At 42.4% G+C, this 16,560-nt stretch carries 16 protein-coding genes and 1 pseudogene; 12 read left to right on the plus strand and 5 right to left on the minus strand.

The window, feature by feature from the left end; genetic code table 11:
- Positions 1-134: 134 nt before the first annotated feature.
- Positions 135-566: pseudogene (locus UH38_RS28395) on the plus strand (patatin-like phospholipase family protein); the annotation flags it as partial.
- Between the two features lie 4 nt (positions 567-570).
- Here the strand turns inward: UH38_RS28395 and UH38_RS23530 are convergent.
- Positions 571-1,551, minus strand: coding sequence for a PRC-barrel domain-containing protein (locus UH38_RS23530; protein WP_045057149.1), 981 nt, complete (start codon positions 1,549-1,551; stop codon positions 571-573).
- Positions 1,552-1,632: 81 nt separating this feature from the next.
- Positions 1,633-5,154: a chromosome segregation protein SMC gene (gene smc / locus UH38_RS23535; RefSeq protein WP_045057150.1), complete on the minus strand. Its 3,522-nt coding sequence runs from the start codon at positions 5,152-5,154 to the stop codon at positions 1,633-1,635.
- A 202-nt stretch (positions 5,155-5,356) separates the two neighbouring features.
- Here smc and UH38_RS23540 point away from each other — a divergent pair, with 202 nt between their 5' ends.
- The 3 genes from UH38_RS23540 (at position 5,357) to UH38_RS25115 (ending at position 7,057) form a co-directional block, all read left to right on the plus strand.
- Positions 5,357-5,824, plus strand: a complete 468-nt coding sequence (locus tag UH38_RS23540; RefSeq protein ID WP_045057151.1) for a MarR family winged helix-turn-helix transcriptional regulator — start codon at positions 5,357-5,359, stop codon at positions 5,822-5,824.
- Positions 5,825-5,993: 169 nt separating this feature from the next.
- Complete coding sequence (locus tag UH38_RS23545; protein ID WP_045057152.1) at positions 5,994-6,530, plus strand: DUF2269 family protein; 537 nt, start codon at positions 5,994-5,996, stop codon at positions 6,528-6,530.
- Positions 6,531-6,709: 179 nt separating this feature from the next.
- Positions 6,710-7,057 carry a YciI family protein gene (locus UH38_RS25115; protein WP_052672553.1) on the plus strand — a complete coding sequence of 116 codons (348 nt, stop codon included), beginning with the start codon at positions 6,710-6,712 and terminating at the stop codon, positions 7,055-7,057.
- 138 nt (positions 7,058-7,195) lie between these two features.
- Here the strand turns inward: UH38_RS25115 and UH38_RS23555 are convergent, their stop codons facing one another.
- Genes UH38_RS23555 through UH38_RS23565 form a run of 3 tightly spaced genes read right to left on the minus strand, consistent with a single transcriptional unit; the run spans position 7,196 to position 8,440 of the window.
- Complete coding sequence (locus UH38_RS23555; protein ID WP_045057153.1) at positions 7,196-7,837, minus strand: DUF2301 domain-containing membrane protein; 642 nt, start codon at positions 7,835-7,837, stop codon at positions 7,196-7,198.
- Between the two features lie 46 nt (positions 7,838-7,883).
- Complete coding sequence (locus UH38_RS23560; RefSeq protein WP_045057154.1) at positions 7,884-8,099, minus strand: hypothetical protein; 216 nt, start codon at positions 8,097-8,099, stop codon at positions 7,884-7,886.
- A complete protein-coding gene (locus tag UH38_RS23565) occupies positions 8,096-8,440 on the minus strand; it encodes a hypothetical protein (protein WP_045057155.1) in 345 nt (114 codons plus the stop codon). The genes UH38_RS23560 and UH38_RS23565 overlap by 4 nt, the downstream gene beginning before the upstream one ends.
- 120 nt (positions 8,441-8,560) lie before the next feature.
- Here UH38_RS23565 and UH38_RS23570 point away from each other — a divergent pair, with 120 nt between their 5' ends.
- The 8 genes from UH38_RS23570 (at position 8,561) to UH38_RS23605 (ending at position 16,559) form a co-directional block, all read left to right on the plus strand.
- The gene (locus UH38_RS23570) at positions 8,561-9,949 is read left to right on the plus strand and encodes an ATP-binding protein (RefSeq protein ID WP_045057156.1); all 1,389 of its coding nucleotides are present in this window, start codon (positions 8,561-8,563) and stop codon (positions 9,947-9,949) included.
- Between the two features lie 66 nt (positions 9,950-10,015).
- Positions 10,016-10,564 (plus strand): PadR family transcriptional regulator, encoded by a 549-nt coding sequence (locus UH38_RS23575; RefSeq protein ID WP_045057157.1) that lies wholly within the window; start codon positions 10,016-10,018, stop codon positions 10,562-10,564.
- A gap of 133 nt (positions 10,565-10,697) precedes the next feature.
- Positions 10,698-11,441, plus strand: a complete 744-nt coding sequence (locus tag UH38_RS23580; protein ID WP_045057158.1) for an SDR family NAD(P)-dependent oxidoreductase — start codon at positions 10,698-10,700, stop codon at positions 11,439-11,441.
- Positions 11,442-11,534: 93 nt separating this feature from the next.
- The gene (locus UH38_RS23585) at positions 11,535-11,792 is read left to right on the plus strand and encodes a ubiquitin carboxyl-terminal hydrolase 14 (RefSeq protein ID WP_045057159.1); all 258 of its coding nucleotides are present in this window, start codon (positions 11,535-11,537) and stop codon (positions 11,790-11,792) included.
- A 29-nt stretch (positions 11,793-11,821) separates the two neighbouring features.
- The gene (locus tag UH38_RS23590) at positions 11,822-12,403 is read left to right on the plus strand and encodes an LOG family protein (RefSeq protein WP_072044987.1); all 582 of its coding nucleotides are present in this window, start codon (positions 11,822-11,824) and stop codon (positions 12,401-12,403) included.
- Positions 12,404-12,415: 12 nt separating this feature from the next.
- Positions 12,416-13,999, plus strand: coding sequence for an MFS transporter (locus UH38_RS23595; protein ID WP_045057161.1), 1,584 nt, complete (start codon positions 12,416-12,418; stop codon positions 13,997-13,999).
- A gap of 17 nt (positions 14,000-14,016) precedes the next feature.
- Positions 14,017-15,186, plus strand: a complete 1,170-nt coding sequence (locus UH38_RS23600) for a low temperature requirement protein A (RefSeq protein WP_045057162.1) — start codon at positions 14,017-14,019, stop codon at positions 15,184-15,186.
- A complete protein-coding gene (locus UH38_RS23605) occupies positions 15,183-16,559 on the plus strand; it encodes a serine/threonine protein kinase (protein ID WP_200892600.1) in 1,377 nt (458 codons plus the stop codon). Before UH38_RS23600 ends, UH38_RS23605 begins: the two co-directional genes overlap by 4 nt.
- The last annotated feature ends 1 nt before the right edge of the window (position 16,560 follow it).

Genomic DNA, 16,560 nt, shown 5'->3' on the forward strand with positions numbered 1-16,560 from the left:
GTTCGCCTTGTTTTACTGCCTCAATCGCTTTGCAGCGCAGGTCATAACTGTAGGGGGCTGGCATAGTTACTCCTGAACTTTCCTCTACCTCTACAATAACGTCCTAACCCAATTGATTAAGGCTATATAACTTACTTCTAGCTAGTGCTGCTATCCCGCTAGCATTTCCTAGCCAAAAAGTCAACGGCAAAGCTTATGTAGATGGCGCTTTAGCTGACAATGTACCCTTAAAAGCACTTGCTGCGCGTGGATGCACTCACGCAATTGTAATTCATCTCGGTAATGGTACAGCATGGAGCCGTCACGACTTTCCTGAGCAAACGATTATTGAGATTAGACCCGAACAACCAATTGATAGCAGCGATCGCCTGATTATAGGCTCAATTAGTAGTTTACTTGATTTTAGTAGCGATCGCCTTAACGAACTACAACAGCGCGGTTACGTAGATGCGGAACGTTGTTTGCAGCCAATAATCCAAACTTTGATAGCAACTAAAAACCAGCGTCATGCTCATGATGCGCTGGCTAATTCTACACAAAGGTTATTAACAGATTTACCGCTTTAGAGAACTAATACCCGCCTTCTTCCTCTTCATATTCTGGTACTTTATCTTTATTTTTCTTGGGTATATTTAAGGGCTTTGGTTCGTCATCCCAAGCATCTTCTAGTTCGTCGTCGTACAAGCTGTCGTTGGAAATTTCGGCATCAAGGTACTTCTTGGGTTCGTAACGCTCTGGTGCTGATGCTTCGCTCCAATTATCTTCTTCTAAGTCGTCTTCGTACTGAACCGACTCGTATTGACGCTGACGCAATTGCTGCTGTGGTGGTGGCTGTCTTTCTTCTAATTCGTACTCGTAATCGTCTTCATCCCAAGCTTGCTCGACTACTGCGCGATTGGTACGTACTTGAGTCGTTGGTGCTTGTAAAGGTACGCCTGTTCCTAACTGATTTTCGGCTTTGGTAGTAGTAGGAGTATAGTAAGCCTCTTCCTCATCGCGTTCCCAAGGTGCTTTACCAATACCCAACCGCTCTAATAAGCCTACAGTTAATTGATTTAGCCTTTCTTCTGCACCTTCAACTACAATGATCCGGTTTGCACCAGAGCTAATAATTTCGTCAATTGGTAGCTCGTAGGTACTCAAAACTTGATCGGGTATTTGGGGAATACCAATCGAAGCAATAATCAATGACAATATCCTGCCATTTTCGGGGTTAAAAACGAAGCTTCTTACTCTACCTAATAGTTCGCCTGTTTCGGTGATTACTTCGTAGTTGATGAGGTTGCTATAAGCCTCTACATCAATGTCTTCAATCACATCTTCGTTATCAACTAGCAATACATCCCCAATTTTGCGGATGCTGCTGAGATACATATATCTTGGCACACCGGAGAAGGCGATCAGGTTGTCTCGCAAACTAAGAGCGACAACCTCTTGTCGATCGATATCTACCCATAATTGACTCACAAGCCCTAGTTGCTTGGCATTATCGTCAGTAATCACCTTGGTGTTCAAGATGTCGGAACGCCTAATAATTTGTTCAGAGGTCATTCTATGCCGAGTCCTGATCTCGAAATCCGGTTATGTCCATACTATTAATAGCAAATTCTCATCATTAAAGATGTTCGGCTATTACAACTTGATTCCTAACACTTGAGTATATGCTCCTCGTGCTTGAGTCACGCCTATAGTACGTTCGGCTGATTCTATCATTGGTCGGCGCAAACTGACGACTATAAATTGAGCAAGTGTAGCTTGATGCTTAATCATTTTAGCTAATCTTTCTACGTTTGCCCCATCTAAAAACATATCGACTTCATCGAATGCATAGAAGGGTGAAGGGCGGTAGCGTTGCAGTGCAAAAATAAAGCTGAGGGCTGTCAGCGATTTTTCGCCGCCAGACATGGAAGCTAATCTTTGTACTGGTTTACCTTTTGGGTGAGCGACAAGATTTAAGCCGCCGTTAAATGGTTCTTCAGGATTTTCTAATTGCAGGTAGCCATCACCCTCAGACAAAGTAGCAAAGATACTTTGAAAGTTCTCATTTACAGCATCAAATGCTTCCTTAAAAGCTGTTTGACGTAAAGTAGTAAAGTTTTCAATTCTTAATAATATTTCGGTACGCTCTGCTGCTAATGTCTCTAATTTTTGTGTCAGTTCTTCAAGGCGCGTATTAGTACGTTCGTATTCCTCTAAAGCCAGCATATTTACAGGTTCCATCGCCTCTAGTTTTTTAGTAAGCGATCGCATTTCTACCTGTAATTGCTCCAATTCTACCTGGCTTGGCACTTCTGGCAATGGTTCGGGTAATTCTGTACTTTGAGTTTGTAGTTGCGCCTTTAGCGCCCCTAACTCCTCTTTACGGCTGATTTGACTTTCCTCAAGTTTTTCTTTCTGCCATTGCAATTGTTGATGAGTCAAACGCTGCTCCTTCAATTGCTGCTCAAAGCGATCGCGTTTTTCTTTCTCTACCTGTAACTGCTCGTTTACCTGGCTTAAAGCTGTGCGAACTTCACTGATTTGGGTACTAAGTACGGCAATTTGTTCGACAAGTTGGGCTGATAAATTTTGTTTAACTACGTGTTCGCTGTTATATTCAGCAATTCGCTGTTCGCCTGCTTGAATTTTCTCTTGAAGACGCGATCGCTGATTTTCCAAATCTTTTAATTTTTCCTCTACTTTTCTTAACTCCAACGCTTGTGCTTGTAATTTTTGCTCTTTATCTCTAATCGTTACTTGAATTTGCTGCCATTGGCTGTTTGTCTGCGATTCTTCTAACTCTGTTAAAGCAAGTCTTTGGGTTTGCAACTGCGCTTCTAACTGCGGTAATTCTTGCTCTAAAGTTTGCAGGCGCGACGAGGCAGTTGTTGCTTGTGTGGTAGTTTGCTCTAATTGCGATCGCGTTTGTTCTAGTTGCTGATTTAAGTTTTGAATTTCTTTAGCTAATTGCTCGCTATGAAGCTGTTTTTCACGGTGCTGCTGGCGCGTTTCTGTCAGTTCTTGAGCAAGGTGTTTCGTCTTACTAACTAATCCGCCTATTACTTCATTACAACGCTCTAAAATTTGAGTAATATCTTGCAATCTCCGGCGCAATTGCAAAGTTTCATCTGCTTCTGCTGCTTCATTCGTCCCAAAATGCAGCCCCGAACGTTGGTTACTCATCCCGCCAGTCATTGCCCCGCTAGACTCTAGCAATTCTCCTTCTAAAGTAACTATGCGGTGCTGTCCTAAATAACTCCTAGCTGCATCTAAATTTGTAAATACCACTGTGCTGCCAAAAACGTAGGCAAAAATGTTTTGGTATTTGCGATCGCACTCAATTAGATTAATCGCATAATCAATGAATCCATTAGCATAACGCAGTGCTACTGTAGGTGAAAATCGTCCTGACTGAATCTTATTTAAAGGTAAAAATGTTGCCCTTCCCGCCCGTTTCTGCTTGAGTAATTCAATTGCGGCTGCAGCTACTAAGTCATCTTCAACTACTAATTGCCCTAACCTACCTCCGGCGGCTGTTTCTAGTGCTAGTTGATAGCGTGGCTCAACATTTCCTAGCTGTGCGACTAACCCGCATACACCACTTAATCCAGCCTGCGAAATTACTTTAGTCGCATAAGTGCCTTGAGTTTCAGCAATAGCTTGTGTTTGTGCCTCTAATTTATCTAAAGCTCTTTGTTTTTCTCTTTGTTCTTGGATTAATCTACTTTGCGTTTGCTGTTGAATTTGTAGTTCTTGTTCTGCGGCAGCTAAGGAACTAGCTAATAATTCTATCTCCTTTTTATAGCTAACTAATTGTGCTTCTAGATGATTGAATTGCGTTTGCTTGGCAACTATTAGCGGCTCTACAGAGCTAACTAATTGCTTTTGGTCGTCAATTTGTTTACTTAGTTGCTCGTGACGTTCTTTTAACTTTGCTTGTTCTGTCCGTTGAGGCTCGATAGATTGCAGGAGCGCCTCAATTTGGCGGCTTAAAGCTGTTTGTTGTTGTACCCATGCTTCCGATGCATCTGCGATCGCATTTGCCTCTTCTCGGCTCTTTTCTAAAGCAATCTGTACTTCGTTTTGCGCCAAGCGTAAAGCTGTAATTTCTTGCGTTTCTATACTTTCTTGTTCTTGAATAGTTTGCGTTAATAATTGCTGATTTTGCTCGACTTCTTGCGATTTTGAGCGTAAGTTAGCTATGATAAAATCTACGGCGTTATCTATATCCTGTTGCTGCTTTTCTAGTTGGCGCTGTTCGGCTTGATAATTTGCTAGGGTAGATTGTAAATCCAGAAGTTCGGCTTCACCCAAGGCTTTGACGCGTTCGTTGAGGGTGTCAAGTTCAACAGTAGAATTTTGAATTTGCAGATTTAGAGCAGCTATGCGATCGCTTAATTCGGTGCTAGTGCGATCGCCTGTTTGGATTTGGGCAATTAGCTGTTCTTGTTGCTGCTGGAGATGTCGCCAAACTAAGACGGCTTCCCACTGTTGTTTCTGATGCAGTTCGGCGCGGAGCTTTTGGTATTTTTCAGCTTTGAGGCGATCTTGAGACAAGCGATCGCGTTGGGTAATTAATTCTTTCTCGACTATTTGACAGCGCTCGGAGCGATCGCGTACTTCTTCTAAAGTATCTTTAGCTTGAACGATTTTGCGGTCAAAATTAGCAACGCCAGCAAGTTCGTCAATAATTTCCCGCCGCTCCTTAGCATTCATAGAAATAATGCCAGTAACATCGCCTTGTAGCACGACGTTATAGCCTTCAGGATATACCCGCAGTTGCGATAATTGTTCGTGCAGTTCCGTTAGCGTACAAGCAGCGCCATTAATGTAATAGTTCGACGTATAAGTACCTTGCTTAGTTACCCGCAACTTGCGCGTAACGCTCCATTCATGAAGATCTCCCTCAACCTCATCTATTTCAAAAGTCACGGTAACGCTAGCTTCTGCTGTACCGCGATTGCCTTGATTGTGATTTACTAGATCGGGTAAACGCTCTGCTCTCATGCCTTTAGAACTAGCAAGACCAAGAGCAAATAATAGAGCGTCAAGAATATTTGATTTACCAGAACCATTTGGTCCCGAAACGACTGTAAACCCTGTCAATAATGGAACTTGGGTTGTACCGCCAAAAGATTTAAAGTGAGATAGTTCCAGTCGCTTGATATGTACCATGGGCGCTAGTGGGGCTTGTTTCTAGCTAGAAGTACAAGTGTATTAGTGTGAAAACAGTGTTTAACAGATTAGCATGGGTAGGGCTTATCTGGACTAGATTTTAAAAATATATCTAGTAACAGGAATATAGAGCAGTTTGGGTAGTCCATTGTCATAAATGTTTTATATATTGAATATTAAGACTTAAATTATTTGAGCGTGTATGTCTACTTCATTAACCAAGCTAGAATTCCTAAACAAGTGGCGACACGCACTCGCTCCTTACAATGTAGGACATAAGCTAAAATTAGCTTCCCAATTGATGTATCGGGATTTTTTGGGACGACTTGAATCGTACTCACTCACCCCATTTCATTACTTAGTCTTATGCTGTTTGTGGGAGGAAGATGGGCTGTCGACCTCTGGAATTGCTGAAAAGCTTGGACAGTTAGGCGCAACCCTCACAGGCGTTGTAGACCGCATGGAAGAACGGCATCTGATCTATCGAGAACGCGACCCGCAAGACCGACGTACGGTAAGAATCTGGCTCACCCCAGAAGGCGAAAAATTAAAATTAGTCTTGCCCCAAGTTGGTGAACAGACCGTTAATAAAGCGCTCGAAGGCATCTCTCCAGCCGAACGAGAACTTGTTACGAAAGTGCTAGACAGGATTGCTGCCAATCTGTCTTAACAGATAATCTACAGATTCTAGATTACTTGACTAAATTACTTAATGTATTAATACTTTATGTATTAAGTAATTAATCGATTCGGTTTCAAATTCAAAAATCCATACACGCAGCGAGTGTGATGCGCTGCAACTATACATCGTTAAACTAACCTGCTAAAGGAGACGTAAAATGCCAAAACTGAATGTCAAACAAAAAAATTGGCTAGTATCTGCTCATGTCATCTTTGCTGCACTTTGGACTGGAACTGTATTAAGTATGTTCTTACTAGCGCTGAGAAATCAACATTCAACGGATGCTAGCGTTTTACAGGCTTTAAACTCAGCTATTAATCTACTCGATGATTACGTTGTCATTCCCACTGCAATTGGTTCTTTACTGACTGGCACATTTTTGTGCTGGTTGACAGTTTGGGGATTCTTCAAACACTATTGGGTGATTGTAAAGTGGGTTGCTACTGTTGCTTTAATTATCTTTGGAACCTTTTGGCTATTTCCCTGGGCAAACGCTGCGACTGCACTCTCTGAGGCTCAACGTCTCCAAGTTTTAGAAAATCCACTTTATAATTTTGATGCTAAAGGGGTTTTAATTGGAACTATTGTGCAAGTTGCTTGCTTAGTAGCGGTTATTACCATTTCCTTGTTGAAGCCTTGGGGTAGACGGGAATTAAAACAGCAAAAACCATCAAAGTCAGCAACAGTCAGTTAGACTTTATCAAATATTCAACACCTTAATAATCAATATATTGATTATTAAGGTGTTGACTAACTTGGTTATGAGTTTATGATTCATTTCTTGAAGTCATTTCAAACAGCGCTGGTTGCTGCAAAAAGTAATAAGTTACAAGCTCTAAGACAATCTGCTATCTACAAGTAGGAAGAGTTGAAATGTCTGACTCCAAACAAAGTACAACATCGATGACACTGAAACCTTTATCATCTGCCCATGAGCCATTCTATTTTGTTCGTTCTATTTTAAATGGCAACGAGCCGAAAGCAATTAGTGCTACTCTCCAAGAACACCTAGCGTTTTTGAAGATTCTGCATGAAGATGGTAAATTGACCTTCGTCGGACCATTTCAAACAATTGAAGGTCGGCTAACTGGAGACGGAATGTATATCTTAAAGGTTGAGTCTTTAGAAGAGGCAATGCAGATTGTAGAGCAAGATCCCTTTCATCGCTTGGGTATTCGTCAGCCTGAAGTTTCCATTTGGCAACGCAAGGTGCAGTTTTAGCAGAGATTAACTATTCAGTGCATCAACTTTGACCCCAGCAAGCTACGTTTTATAACGGCGTGGGTAAATCAAAGATTTGATGCATTGTTCTCGGATGAAAATTTGTCATTACGGTAAGATAAATCTGTTTAGTAGCTCTTAGGAGTGAGAATTTTGCAAGTGAGTAAATACAGATTTATCACCGATGTCTGGTGGAATTGCTTGTACTGCTTTACGCAAGCCAAATATAATAAATAAAATTGCCCAGCTTCCTAACATTACTTTTTCCCACTGCAAAGGCAAAACATTCAGTATATGCCCTAAAAGCAGAGTAGGAACTAAAGGAGTGAGCAGTTTAGTTTCTAGGCGGTTAAAGCAAAAAGCTTCTTTGAAATAAATACCCGTTAAAGCTGCAAATACAAAGCCAACTCCTAGTAAAGCAAATGGCTGATTGTAGACGCTCGCAGGTAAAGAACTATGGCTGTAAGCGGTAAAAAACACTGCGGATGTAGTACCAATTGTCCAAAATATTTGTAAAACCTTATGCAGTGCTGCTAGATAAATATGGATGGTAAGTAAACTAACACCTAATCCCAAACAAAAACAGGCAAATAACGGAGTTACTAAGTATAGGTAGTTAGGAGCAAATAGGACAATAGCACTACCTATAGCAAAACTTAAAGCAGCGACACATAAGCCTGTCCGATAGATAATTACGCCAGTGCGATCGCCTGGTGTGATTGTGAATTCTCCAAACTGTCCTTGATAAATTATTGCTTCTGGGGCTATTTGCTGAGTCATAATTTAAAGCAGTTTTAAATATAGTAGATTTAAGGAGCGATCGCGCTTATTTAATAACTTCTTCAGTTTCAATATTTAGCAACTGTTTTGCCCGTTTTAAACGATAAATTTCATTTGGTTGCTTGCGAATTTGCTCCTCTAATTCGCCAATCATGTAGTCTGTAACTGCAATTAGTGCATCCCAACGCTTACAAATTTCCTGCATTTTAGCGGCTGTCTGCTTGACTTTCTCTAAGCTAGGAGGTTGTGGTTGTTCAGTCATGGCAGGTTAAAGTTCCTTTTTTCTTCTTGTATAGTAGCTTCTGAGCCATCAGCAGTAGCCTGTGCATCTTCAATTGAGCGGGCTAATAGGTTTAACATAGCATTAGTAGCAAATGGTTGAGATTCAGCAATTCTTAGTAAGAGTGTATAAAAACGCGAGTAGTAGGTGTTAGCTCGCTCTCTAACATTCTGCAAATCTTCTAAAGCAACAAGTGTTATCTCTGTCTCTCCATACTGTTCGAGGATGATAAATCCTACGGCTGTTGCTTCATTAATAATTTTTAACAACCGTCGCTGCAATTCTAAAACAGTAGTTGTTGTAGTGTTTGGTAAGTTCGCCATCGGCTTTATACAGGTTTAAAACCTATGGCAGTATGCCACAAAATTGAAAAAATAGCGATCGCACTCATTTAATTAGGTTTGCCATAAGGTAGAAAGCATAAGTTAGCTAAAGGTACTACCATGTTGCACGATCCTAACCAAACTACACTGTTTCCGAAGTTGCCTGAAGAAGCTTTGCAGCAAATGCAGCAACATGGCAGAGAAATTGAGCTTGCTGAAGGTGAAGTGTTGTTTTCACAGGGCGATACTAATTACGGCTTTCATGTCGTGCTAGAAGGCGAAATTCAAATTACTAAATTGGTTGGAAATGAGACAAAATTGCTGGCTATTCATCATCGAGGCGAGTTTATGGGGGAAATCTCTATGCTCAACCAGTCAGCATCGATTGCTAGCGCTCAAGCTATTATTCCTAGTCGCGTACTGCGCCTGGAAGTAGAAGCTTTTAGACAAATATTGATCGAGCGATCGCCTGTAGCTGATACGCTCCTCGCAGCGATGGTAGGCAGAACTCTAGATGTCGAAGCGCAACTTAGGCAACAAGAAAAGTTAGCCGCTTTGGGTAAAATGTCCGCAGGTTTGGCTCACGAACTTAATAACCCCGCCGCCGCTGCAAAACGGGCTGCAAATACATTACGCGATCGCTTCACGAGCTTGCAACCATTAGCAATGCAGCTAAATCAGCATTGTCTGACAGCAGAGCAATTAAATATGCTTGCAGAGGTGCAAAAACAAGCTTTTACTTACGCTACCAATGCACCTAAGCTAGATCCTTTGACTCAAAGCGATAAGGAAGACGAAGTTACCAACTGGCTAGAAATGCATGATGTTGATAAATCTTGGCAAATTGCTCCTACTTTTGTAAGTGCAGGAATCGATACTCACAAGCTAGATACAATTGCCGATAATTTGGGTGCGGGAATTGGCGATGCATTAACTTGGCTAGAAGCAACTTTAGCAACATCTGGACTAATTGACGAAATTGAGCAAAGTGCTTCTAGAATTTCGGAGTTAGTCAAAGCCGTGAAGGGCTATACATATATGGATCGCGCTCCTTTACAAGAAGTAGATATCCATGAAGGACTAGATAATACTTTACTTATGCTCTGTCACAAACTCAAAAAAGGAGTTACAGTAACGCGCAAGTACGATCGCACTTTACCGCGTATCAACGCTTACGCCAACGAACTCAACCAAGTTTGGACGAATTTAATTGATAATGCGATCGATGCTATGAATGGCAAAGGTCAATTAACTATTCTTACTGCTAAAGAAAATAACTGTATTTTGGTAGAAGTTGCCGATAGTGGTGTCGGTATTCCTGCAGCTATTCAATCGCGGATTTTTGAACCTTTTTTTACTACTAAAGGTGTGGGTGAAGGTACTGGCTTAGGCTTGGAAATTGCTTATCGCATCGTTGTTACAAGGCATCACGGCGATATCCATTTTGAGTCTAAACCTGGCGATACTCGCTTTAGAGTCCGTCTGCCCATTGTGCAACCAGATATATAATTGTCGATATATCGCGATATATCTTAAACTTAAATTAATCGTTTAAGTTACCCAAGAGGAACCGATATGTTTGGCAATGCTTATTGTTATCCTGGTTATTTTGCATCGGGAAGAGAAAGATTTGGTAAAGGAAAGCCTAATTGCAATCGACGTTCTGGTAGAGGATGGGGAGATGAACAAAGAACTCCGCGTGGCGATATTAAGTTTATTTTGCTTGCCTTGTTAGCTGAAGAACCCCGATATGGATATCAGCTAATTAAGGAATTGGAAAATCGTTACAGCGGTTTCTATCGTCCTAGTCCAGGTTCGGTTTATCCTACACTGCAGTTGCTAGAAGAAGGCGGCTATCTTACTAGCGAACAAGTAGAAGGCAAGCGTGTTTATACGATTACTGATAGTGGGAGGGAGTTACTTGCAGGGCGAGATACGCCTGTTGATTTTGCAGGTAGGGGCGAAAGATCCCCAGAGTTGAATCAATTAAAGGAGGCAATGACGGAATTAGGTTCAGCCGTGATGCAAGTAGCTCGTAGTAATAATTTAGATCGAGCTAGTCGAGTTAAGGAAATTTTGCACCGAGCCAAGCGAGAAATATATACTATTCTTGCTGAGGAATAGGGGAAAGCGATCGCCCAATTGGAAGCATTGATACTTGTATCTTCAGTGTAAATCTTCAGCCTGAAGATATATATCAACTTATGCCAAAGGTTCATATCCTGTGAAGAAATAAGGATGAAAAAGGTGCGAACCAATGGCTAATAAATTGGATGGCAAAGTTGCGCTTGTAACAGGGGCTTCATCGGGAATTGGCGAAGCAACAGCGATCGCTCTTGCAACCGAAGGCGCAAAAGTTGCTGTTTCTGCCCGTCGCAGCGATCGCTTAGAATCTTTAGTTAAGCGCATTGCAGATAGTGGCGGGCAAGCTTTACCAATTGTTGCTGATGTAGCTGACGAAAAGCAAGCCCAAGATATGGTAAGTAAAACCCAAGCTGAATTTGGGCGTGTGGATATTCTAGTTAACAATGCTGGAGTCATGCTGCTAGGTACGATTGACGGCGCTAATACTGAAGATTGGCGGCGAATGGTAAATACCAACATCCTTGGCTTGCTGTATGCAACTCATGCAGCTTTAACAATAATGAAGAGTCAAGGAGAGGGGCATATTGTCAATATATCCTCGGTAGCTGGGAGAGTAGCGCAAGCAGGAGCGGGAGTTTACAACGCAACTAAATGGGGTGTATGCGGATTATCTGAAGCATTGCGCCAAGAAGTTCATAGCGAAAAAATCCGCGTGACAATTATTGAACCAGGAGCAGTTGCTACAGAATTAACTCATCATATTACCGACTCACAAGCGAAAGAAAGAATCAGTAAGTGGATTGAGGGAATTAAACCGTTAGAAAGTGAAGACATTGCCAATGCTATTGTTTACGCAGTTACTCAACCAGCGCACGTCAATGTTAATGAAATTTTGATTCGTCCGACAGATCAGTAGATTTTGTGTGGTTTTGATGGATAAGAGGACAAGGGGGATAAGGGGGATCGCGATCGCCTACTTGGTACAAAGTCCAATAAATAGGAGAATCTTATGAGTACAGCTTGCACGCATACTAGCCAAATTCAAGATGTTTCGCCTAGCACTGATGGTTGTGAAGAATGTCTGCAAATGGGCGATCGCTGGGTACATTTGCGCGAATGTCTAATCTGCGGTCATGTTGGCTGCTGCGATTCTTCTAAAAATAAACACGCTACCAAACATTTTCACGCTACTAATCATCCCATTGTGCAGTCTATCGAACCTGGCGAAGATTGGAAGTGGTGTTATATCGACAAAACTTTTGTTTAATTAGCTTAAAACAGTAACCAGTGACCAAATTGAAAAGCGTATGTGTTTTTTGTGGTTCTAGTATGGGCTTAAAACCCACTTACCAATTGGCGGCTCAAGCAATGGGTAAGGTGCTGGCACAGCAAGGAATTGAGCTTGTTTATGGTGGCGGTAATGTGGGTTTGATGGGAGAAATCGCTGATGCAGTGCTTGCTGCTGGTGGTAAAGTGACAGGTGTAATGCCTAAATCTTTAGTTGCTAAAGAAATTGCCCATACTGGGCTTACTAAGTTGCATATAGTTAAGTCTATGCACGAGCGCAAAGCTTTAATGTCCGATTTGTCAGATGCTTTTGTTGCTTTACCAGGAGGCTACGGCACTTTAGATGAGTTTTGCGAAATGTTGACTTGGACGCAGTTAGGGTTGCAGCAAAAGCCCTGCGGTTTGCTCAACGTTGATGGTTATTATGACAATTTGATTGCCATGTTCGATCGCGCTGTGAGCGAACAGTTCTTACGCCAAGAAAACCGACAGCTAGTTCTAGAAGAGCGAGATCCTGTACGCTTGCTCGATTTACTAGCTAATTATCAACCTATTGTTGTCCAAAAGTGGATTGAGCCTAGCGAAATTTAAGCGATAAAACTCATGACTCCCGTAATCAAGCCGCCATGCGATGAAGGTGTGATTCGCTCCAAACAATGTGTTGCTCCTTGTAGTAGAAATGTGGGGCGATGGGTACTAGCCGCAACGATTCTTGGTTCTAGCATTGCCTTGATTGATGGCACTGTTGTCAATGTTGCCCTGCCTGTATTGCAAGAAGCTCTCAATGCTACGGCTACTGATGTGCAGTGGATTGTCGAATCTTATGCTTTATTTTTGGCTGCATTGATTTTGGTGGGTGGATCTTTGGGCGACTTCTTTGGCAGGCGGCGGATTTTTATCTATGGTGTAGCTATATTTGCTCTAGCTTCGATCTGGTGTGGTTTTTCGCCTAACGTCAATCAATTAATTATTGCTAGGGCGGTTCAAGGTGTGGGCGGTGCAATGCTTGTACCAGGGAGTTTGGCAATTATTAGCGCGGCTTTTAGCGGCGAAGAACGTGGCAGGGCGATCGGTACTTGGTCGGGGTTTACGGCGATTACTTCGGCTCTAGGTCCTGTTTTGGGGGGCTATTTGGTGGAAAATGCTTCTTGGCGATGGATATTTTTTATCAACGTGCCTATGGCAGTTGTTGTAATTGCGATCGCTTATTGGCGCGTACCAGAAAGCCGCGATGAATCTGCTCGTCATCTCGATTGGTGGGGAGCATTGCTTGCTACTCTTGGCTTGGGGGCGATCGTTTTTGGACTGATTGAAGCTTCTCGTCTGGGGTTAAGTAATTTTCTAGTAATTGGTTGCTTGGTATTAGGTGCTGTTATTTTGGCGGCTTTTATTTTTGTCGAACGCAATAGCCGCGCTCCGATGATGCCCCTTTCTCTATTTAAATCTCGTACCTTTAGCGGGGCAAATTTGCTTACATTGCTGCTATATTCAGCCTTGGGTGGGGTCTTTTACTTTTTTCCTTTTAATTTGATTCAAGTGCAGGGATACTCGGCTACAGCGGCGGGGGCTGCCTTTTTGCCGTTTATTTTGCTGATGTTTGTGCTGTCGCGTTGGTCTGGTGGGTTAGTTAGTCAGTATGGTGCTAAATTACCTTTGGTAGTTGGTCCGGCGATCGCTGCTATTGGCTTTGCTCTATTTAGTATTCCAGGAGTTGGCGGTAGTTACTGGACGACATTTTTCCCCGCGATCGTTGTGCTAGGCTTCGGCATGGCAATTAGCGTTGCACCTTTGACAACTACAGTTATGGGCGCTGTAATGGCGCGGCAAGCTGGTGTAGCATCAGGAATTAATAATGCTGTTTCGCGCACTGCTAGTCTGCTATCTATTGCGGTTTTGAATATTTTTGTCTTAACTGCTTTTAATCGCAGTTTAGATCGGCGTTTGCTAGCGCTGAATGTACCGCAGCAAGTACAACAATTACTCGCAACAGAACGAATAAAGTTAGCAGGTGCAGAAGTTCCGCCTGGTTTGAGTAATGAATTAAGTGCAAATATCGAACGAGCGATCGCGCTGTCTTTTGTAGATGGTTTTCGCTTAGTAATGTGGATTGCTGTGGGTTTGGCTTTAGCTAGTGCGATCGTTAGCTTGTTAACAATCAAGAATCGGCAAGAACATAAAATTAGTTAATTTAAGGCATATTTAATATGAAAATCTTGTTGCAGCCGCCGCGATTGCGTATTGGTGAAGAAAGCGAACAAGAACCCCGTCATGCTACTTGGTTAGAACTTTTCTATGACTTGGTATTTGTAGTTGCTGTGTCTCAAGTTGCTCACAATCTGTATGAGGATGTTTCTCTCAAAGGATTTTTGGGCTTTACTTTTCTGTTTATACCGATTTGGTGGGCTTGGATTGGTACGACATTTTACTCCAATCGCTTTGATAGCGATGATATTGCACATCGGTTGCTAACTGGAGTGCAGATGGTAGCGATCGCTGCTTTGGCTGTAAATATTCATCACGGCTTGAGCGATTCTTCTGGCGGCTTTGCGCTGGCTTATGCTGCTGGTAGGGCTGTATTGGTAATTGAGTATTTGCGGGTGGCAAAGCATATTCCGTCGGCGCGGGCTTTGGCTACTCGCTATGCTACTGGTTTTGCGATCGCTGCTAGCTTGTGGTTGTTGTCTGCTTTTGTGCCTACGCCGCAGCGTTTTATTATCTGGGTAATCGGGCTAATTGTTGATTTTGCTACGCCTTTGACGGCGCGCAAGTTGCAGGCGGGTTTGCCTCCTCATTTGGAACATTTGCCAGAACGTTTTGGGCTGTTTACGATTATTGTGCTGGGTGAGGCAATTATTGCGGTTGTTGATGGAGTTTCAGAGCAAGAATGGGATGTCTCTAGTGCTGTTTGTGCTGTGTTAGGTTTTGCGATCGCTTTTTGCCTGTGGTGGATCTATTTTGAAAATATTGACGGTTCGGCTTTGCGTTCTGCTAGTTCTGCTGGCAAACTTGAGGTTTTTCAGTTGTGGCTTTACGGGCATTTACCTTTGGTGATTGGTTTAGCTGCTGCTGGCGTGGGCGTGGAACATATTATTATGGGCGAAAGTAGTGTGGCTTTGCCTGCTGAAAAGCGTTGGCTGCTTTGCGGTTCGGTGGCATTGTGTTTGCTAGCTTTGGGTTTTTTACACCGGACTGGAGTTATATTTAGGTGTAAGGTGAGAACTAAGTTTCGCTTTGCGGCGGCGGCTGTTTTGGTGTTGGTAGCTGTTATTGGCGTTGGTTGGTCACCTTTACTGGTAGTTGGAATTGTGTTTTTGGTTTGTGCTAGTCAGGTTGTGCAGGATTTGTATCAAAGTGGCAAAGTGAGTTTTGGATGACGAACCGCGAGGATGCAGAGAGGATTTTGGCGGTTGGGCGGGTTTTGGGCGATCGCTATCGGGTTGAGAGGCTGCTAGGTGGTGGCGGCGTACGCGAAACTTGGTTGGCGGTGGATTTGGAGAGCGATCGTTTGGTTGTTGTTAAGTTGCTTGGTTTTGGGGCGGCTGTAGGGTGGGAAAATGTGAAGCTGTTTGAGCGGGAAGCTTTGGTGCTTAAGCAACTAAATCATCCTCAGATTCCTCGTTATCGCGACTATTTTTGCTTTAGCGATCGCGTGCTTTGGTTTGTTTTGGTTGAAGATTACGTTCCTGGTTGCTCTTTTGCCCAATTGTTGGCGCAAGGACGCAAGTTTAGCGAACCAGACGTAGAAAATGTTGCTATTAGTGTTTTGCAAATTTTAATTTATTTGCACGAACTATCTCCGCCTGTTCTCCACCGCGATCTTAAGCCTAGTAATTTGATTTTGGGTGATGATGATTCAGTATATTTGGTAGACTTCGGGGCTGTGCAAGATCGCGTAGCGGTTTCCGGTGGCACTTTTACTGTAGTTGGTACTTACGGTTATGCGCCGATGGAACAGTTTAGCGGTAGGGCTGTTTTTGCCTCTGATTTGTATGCTTTGGGTACAACTTTGATTCACTTAGTTACAGGGATTAGTCCGGCGGATTTACCCCAAAAAGATTTACGCTTGCAATTTAGAGACTTGGTTAGTGTTAGTCCTTTTTTGGTGCAATGGTTAGAATATTTGACTGAACCTGCTCCAGAACGTAGACCTCAAACTGCTCGTCAAGCTTTGGATTTATTGCAAGCAAAACAGCCAATCGAGCGTGGTTTGGCTAAAACTTTTAAACCTAGCGATACTCGAATTAGGTTAAAAAAATCTATTGATGAGCTAAATATTTTTATACCTGCAATTGGTATCAATATATCAAATATACCTTTTTTATTAATTTCTACTGTTTTTATTACTCCATTCTTAGCTGTTGGAGCAATATTTGGTATAGGATTTTTGTTAAGACCTGGATTACTATCGATAATACCTGCTGTGCTTATAGGTGCTGTTTTGGCTCCTTTTGTGGTTTTATGGTTTCGTCATTTAGAAAGTAGTTTTAGTAGCACGCAAATTTGTTTAGATAAAGATGAATTCATAATTTTATCTAAGTTGTTTGGGTTTATTTATCGACAACAGCAGGGTTGTAGCCAGGAAATTCAAGATGTTTTTCTTGAAGCAATGAATGAAACTATTGAACAACCAAATAAGGCTTTAGCAATCGAGACAGGAGGAAAAAAATATTTTGTTTCTCCTCCTTTAACTGATGTAGAACGGCGTTGGTTAATTCAAGAGATTAAGAGTTGGCTGAATGTAGAGTAAT

Source organism: Aliterella atlantica CENA595 (genome assembly GCF_000952155.1).
GTDB classification, from domain to species: Bacteria; Cyanobacteriota; Cyanobacteriia; order Cyanobacteriales; family Chroococcidiopsidaceae; genus Aliterella; species Aliterella atlantica.

Coding starts and splice junctions, on each gene's coding strand:
- UH38_RS23530 (WP_045057149.1), bottom strand. CDS start 1,551: ATGACCTCTGAACAAATTATTAGGCGTTCCGACATCTTGAACACCAAG.
- smc (WP_045057150.1), bottom strand. CDS start 5,154: ATGGTACATATCAAGCGACTGGAACTATCTCACTTTAAATCTTTTGGC.
- UH38_RS23540 (WP_045057151.1), top strand. CDS start 5,357: ATGTCTACTTCATTAACCAAGCTAGAATTCCTAAACAAGTGGCGACAC.
- UH38_RS23545 (WP_045057152.1), top strand. CDS start 5,994: ATGCCAAAACTGAATGTCAAACAAAAAAATTGGCTAGTATCTGCTCAT.
- UH38_RS25115 (WP_052672553.1), top strand. CDS start 6,710: ATGTCTGACTCCAAACAAAGTACAACATCGATGACACTGAAACCTTTA.
- UH38_RS23555 (WP_045057153.1), bottom strand. CDS start 7,837: ATGACTCAGCAAATAGCCCCAGAAGCAATAATTTATCAAGGACAGTTT.
- UH38_RS23560 (WP_045057154.1), bottom strand. CDS start 8,099: ATGACTGAACAACCACAACCTCCTAGCTTAGAGAAAGTCAAGCAGACA.
- UH38_RS23565 (WP_045057155.1), bottom strand. CDS start 8,440: ATGGCGAACTTACCAAACACTACAACAACTACTGTTTTAGAATTGCAG.
- UH38_RS23570 (WP_045057156.1), top strand. CDS start 8,561: ATGTTGCACGATCCTAACCAAACTACACTGTTTCCGAAGTTGCCTGAA.
- UH38_RS23575 (WP_045057157.1), top strand. CDS start 10,016: ATGTTTGGCAATGCTTATTGTTATCCTGGTTATTTTGCATCGGGAAGA.
- UH38_RS23580 (WP_045057158.1), top strand. CDS start 10,698: ATGGCTAATAAATTGGATGGCAAAGTTGCGCTTGTAACAGGGGCTTCA.
- UH38_RS23585 (WP_045057159.1), top strand. CDS start 11,535: ATGAGTACAGCTTGCACGCATACTAGCCAAATTCAAGATGTTTCGCCT.
- UH38_RS23595 (WP_045057161.1), top strand. CDS start 12,416: ATGACTCCCGTAATCAAGCCGCCATGCGATGAAGGTGTGATTCGCTCC.
- UH38_RS23600 (WP_045057162.1), top strand. CDS start 14,017: ATGAAAATCTTGTTGCAGCCGCCGCGATTGCGTATTGGTGAAGAAAGC.
- UH38_RS23605 (WP_200892600.1), top strand. CDS start 15,183: ATGACGAACCGCGAGGATGCAGAGAGGATTTTGGCGGTTGGGCGGGTT.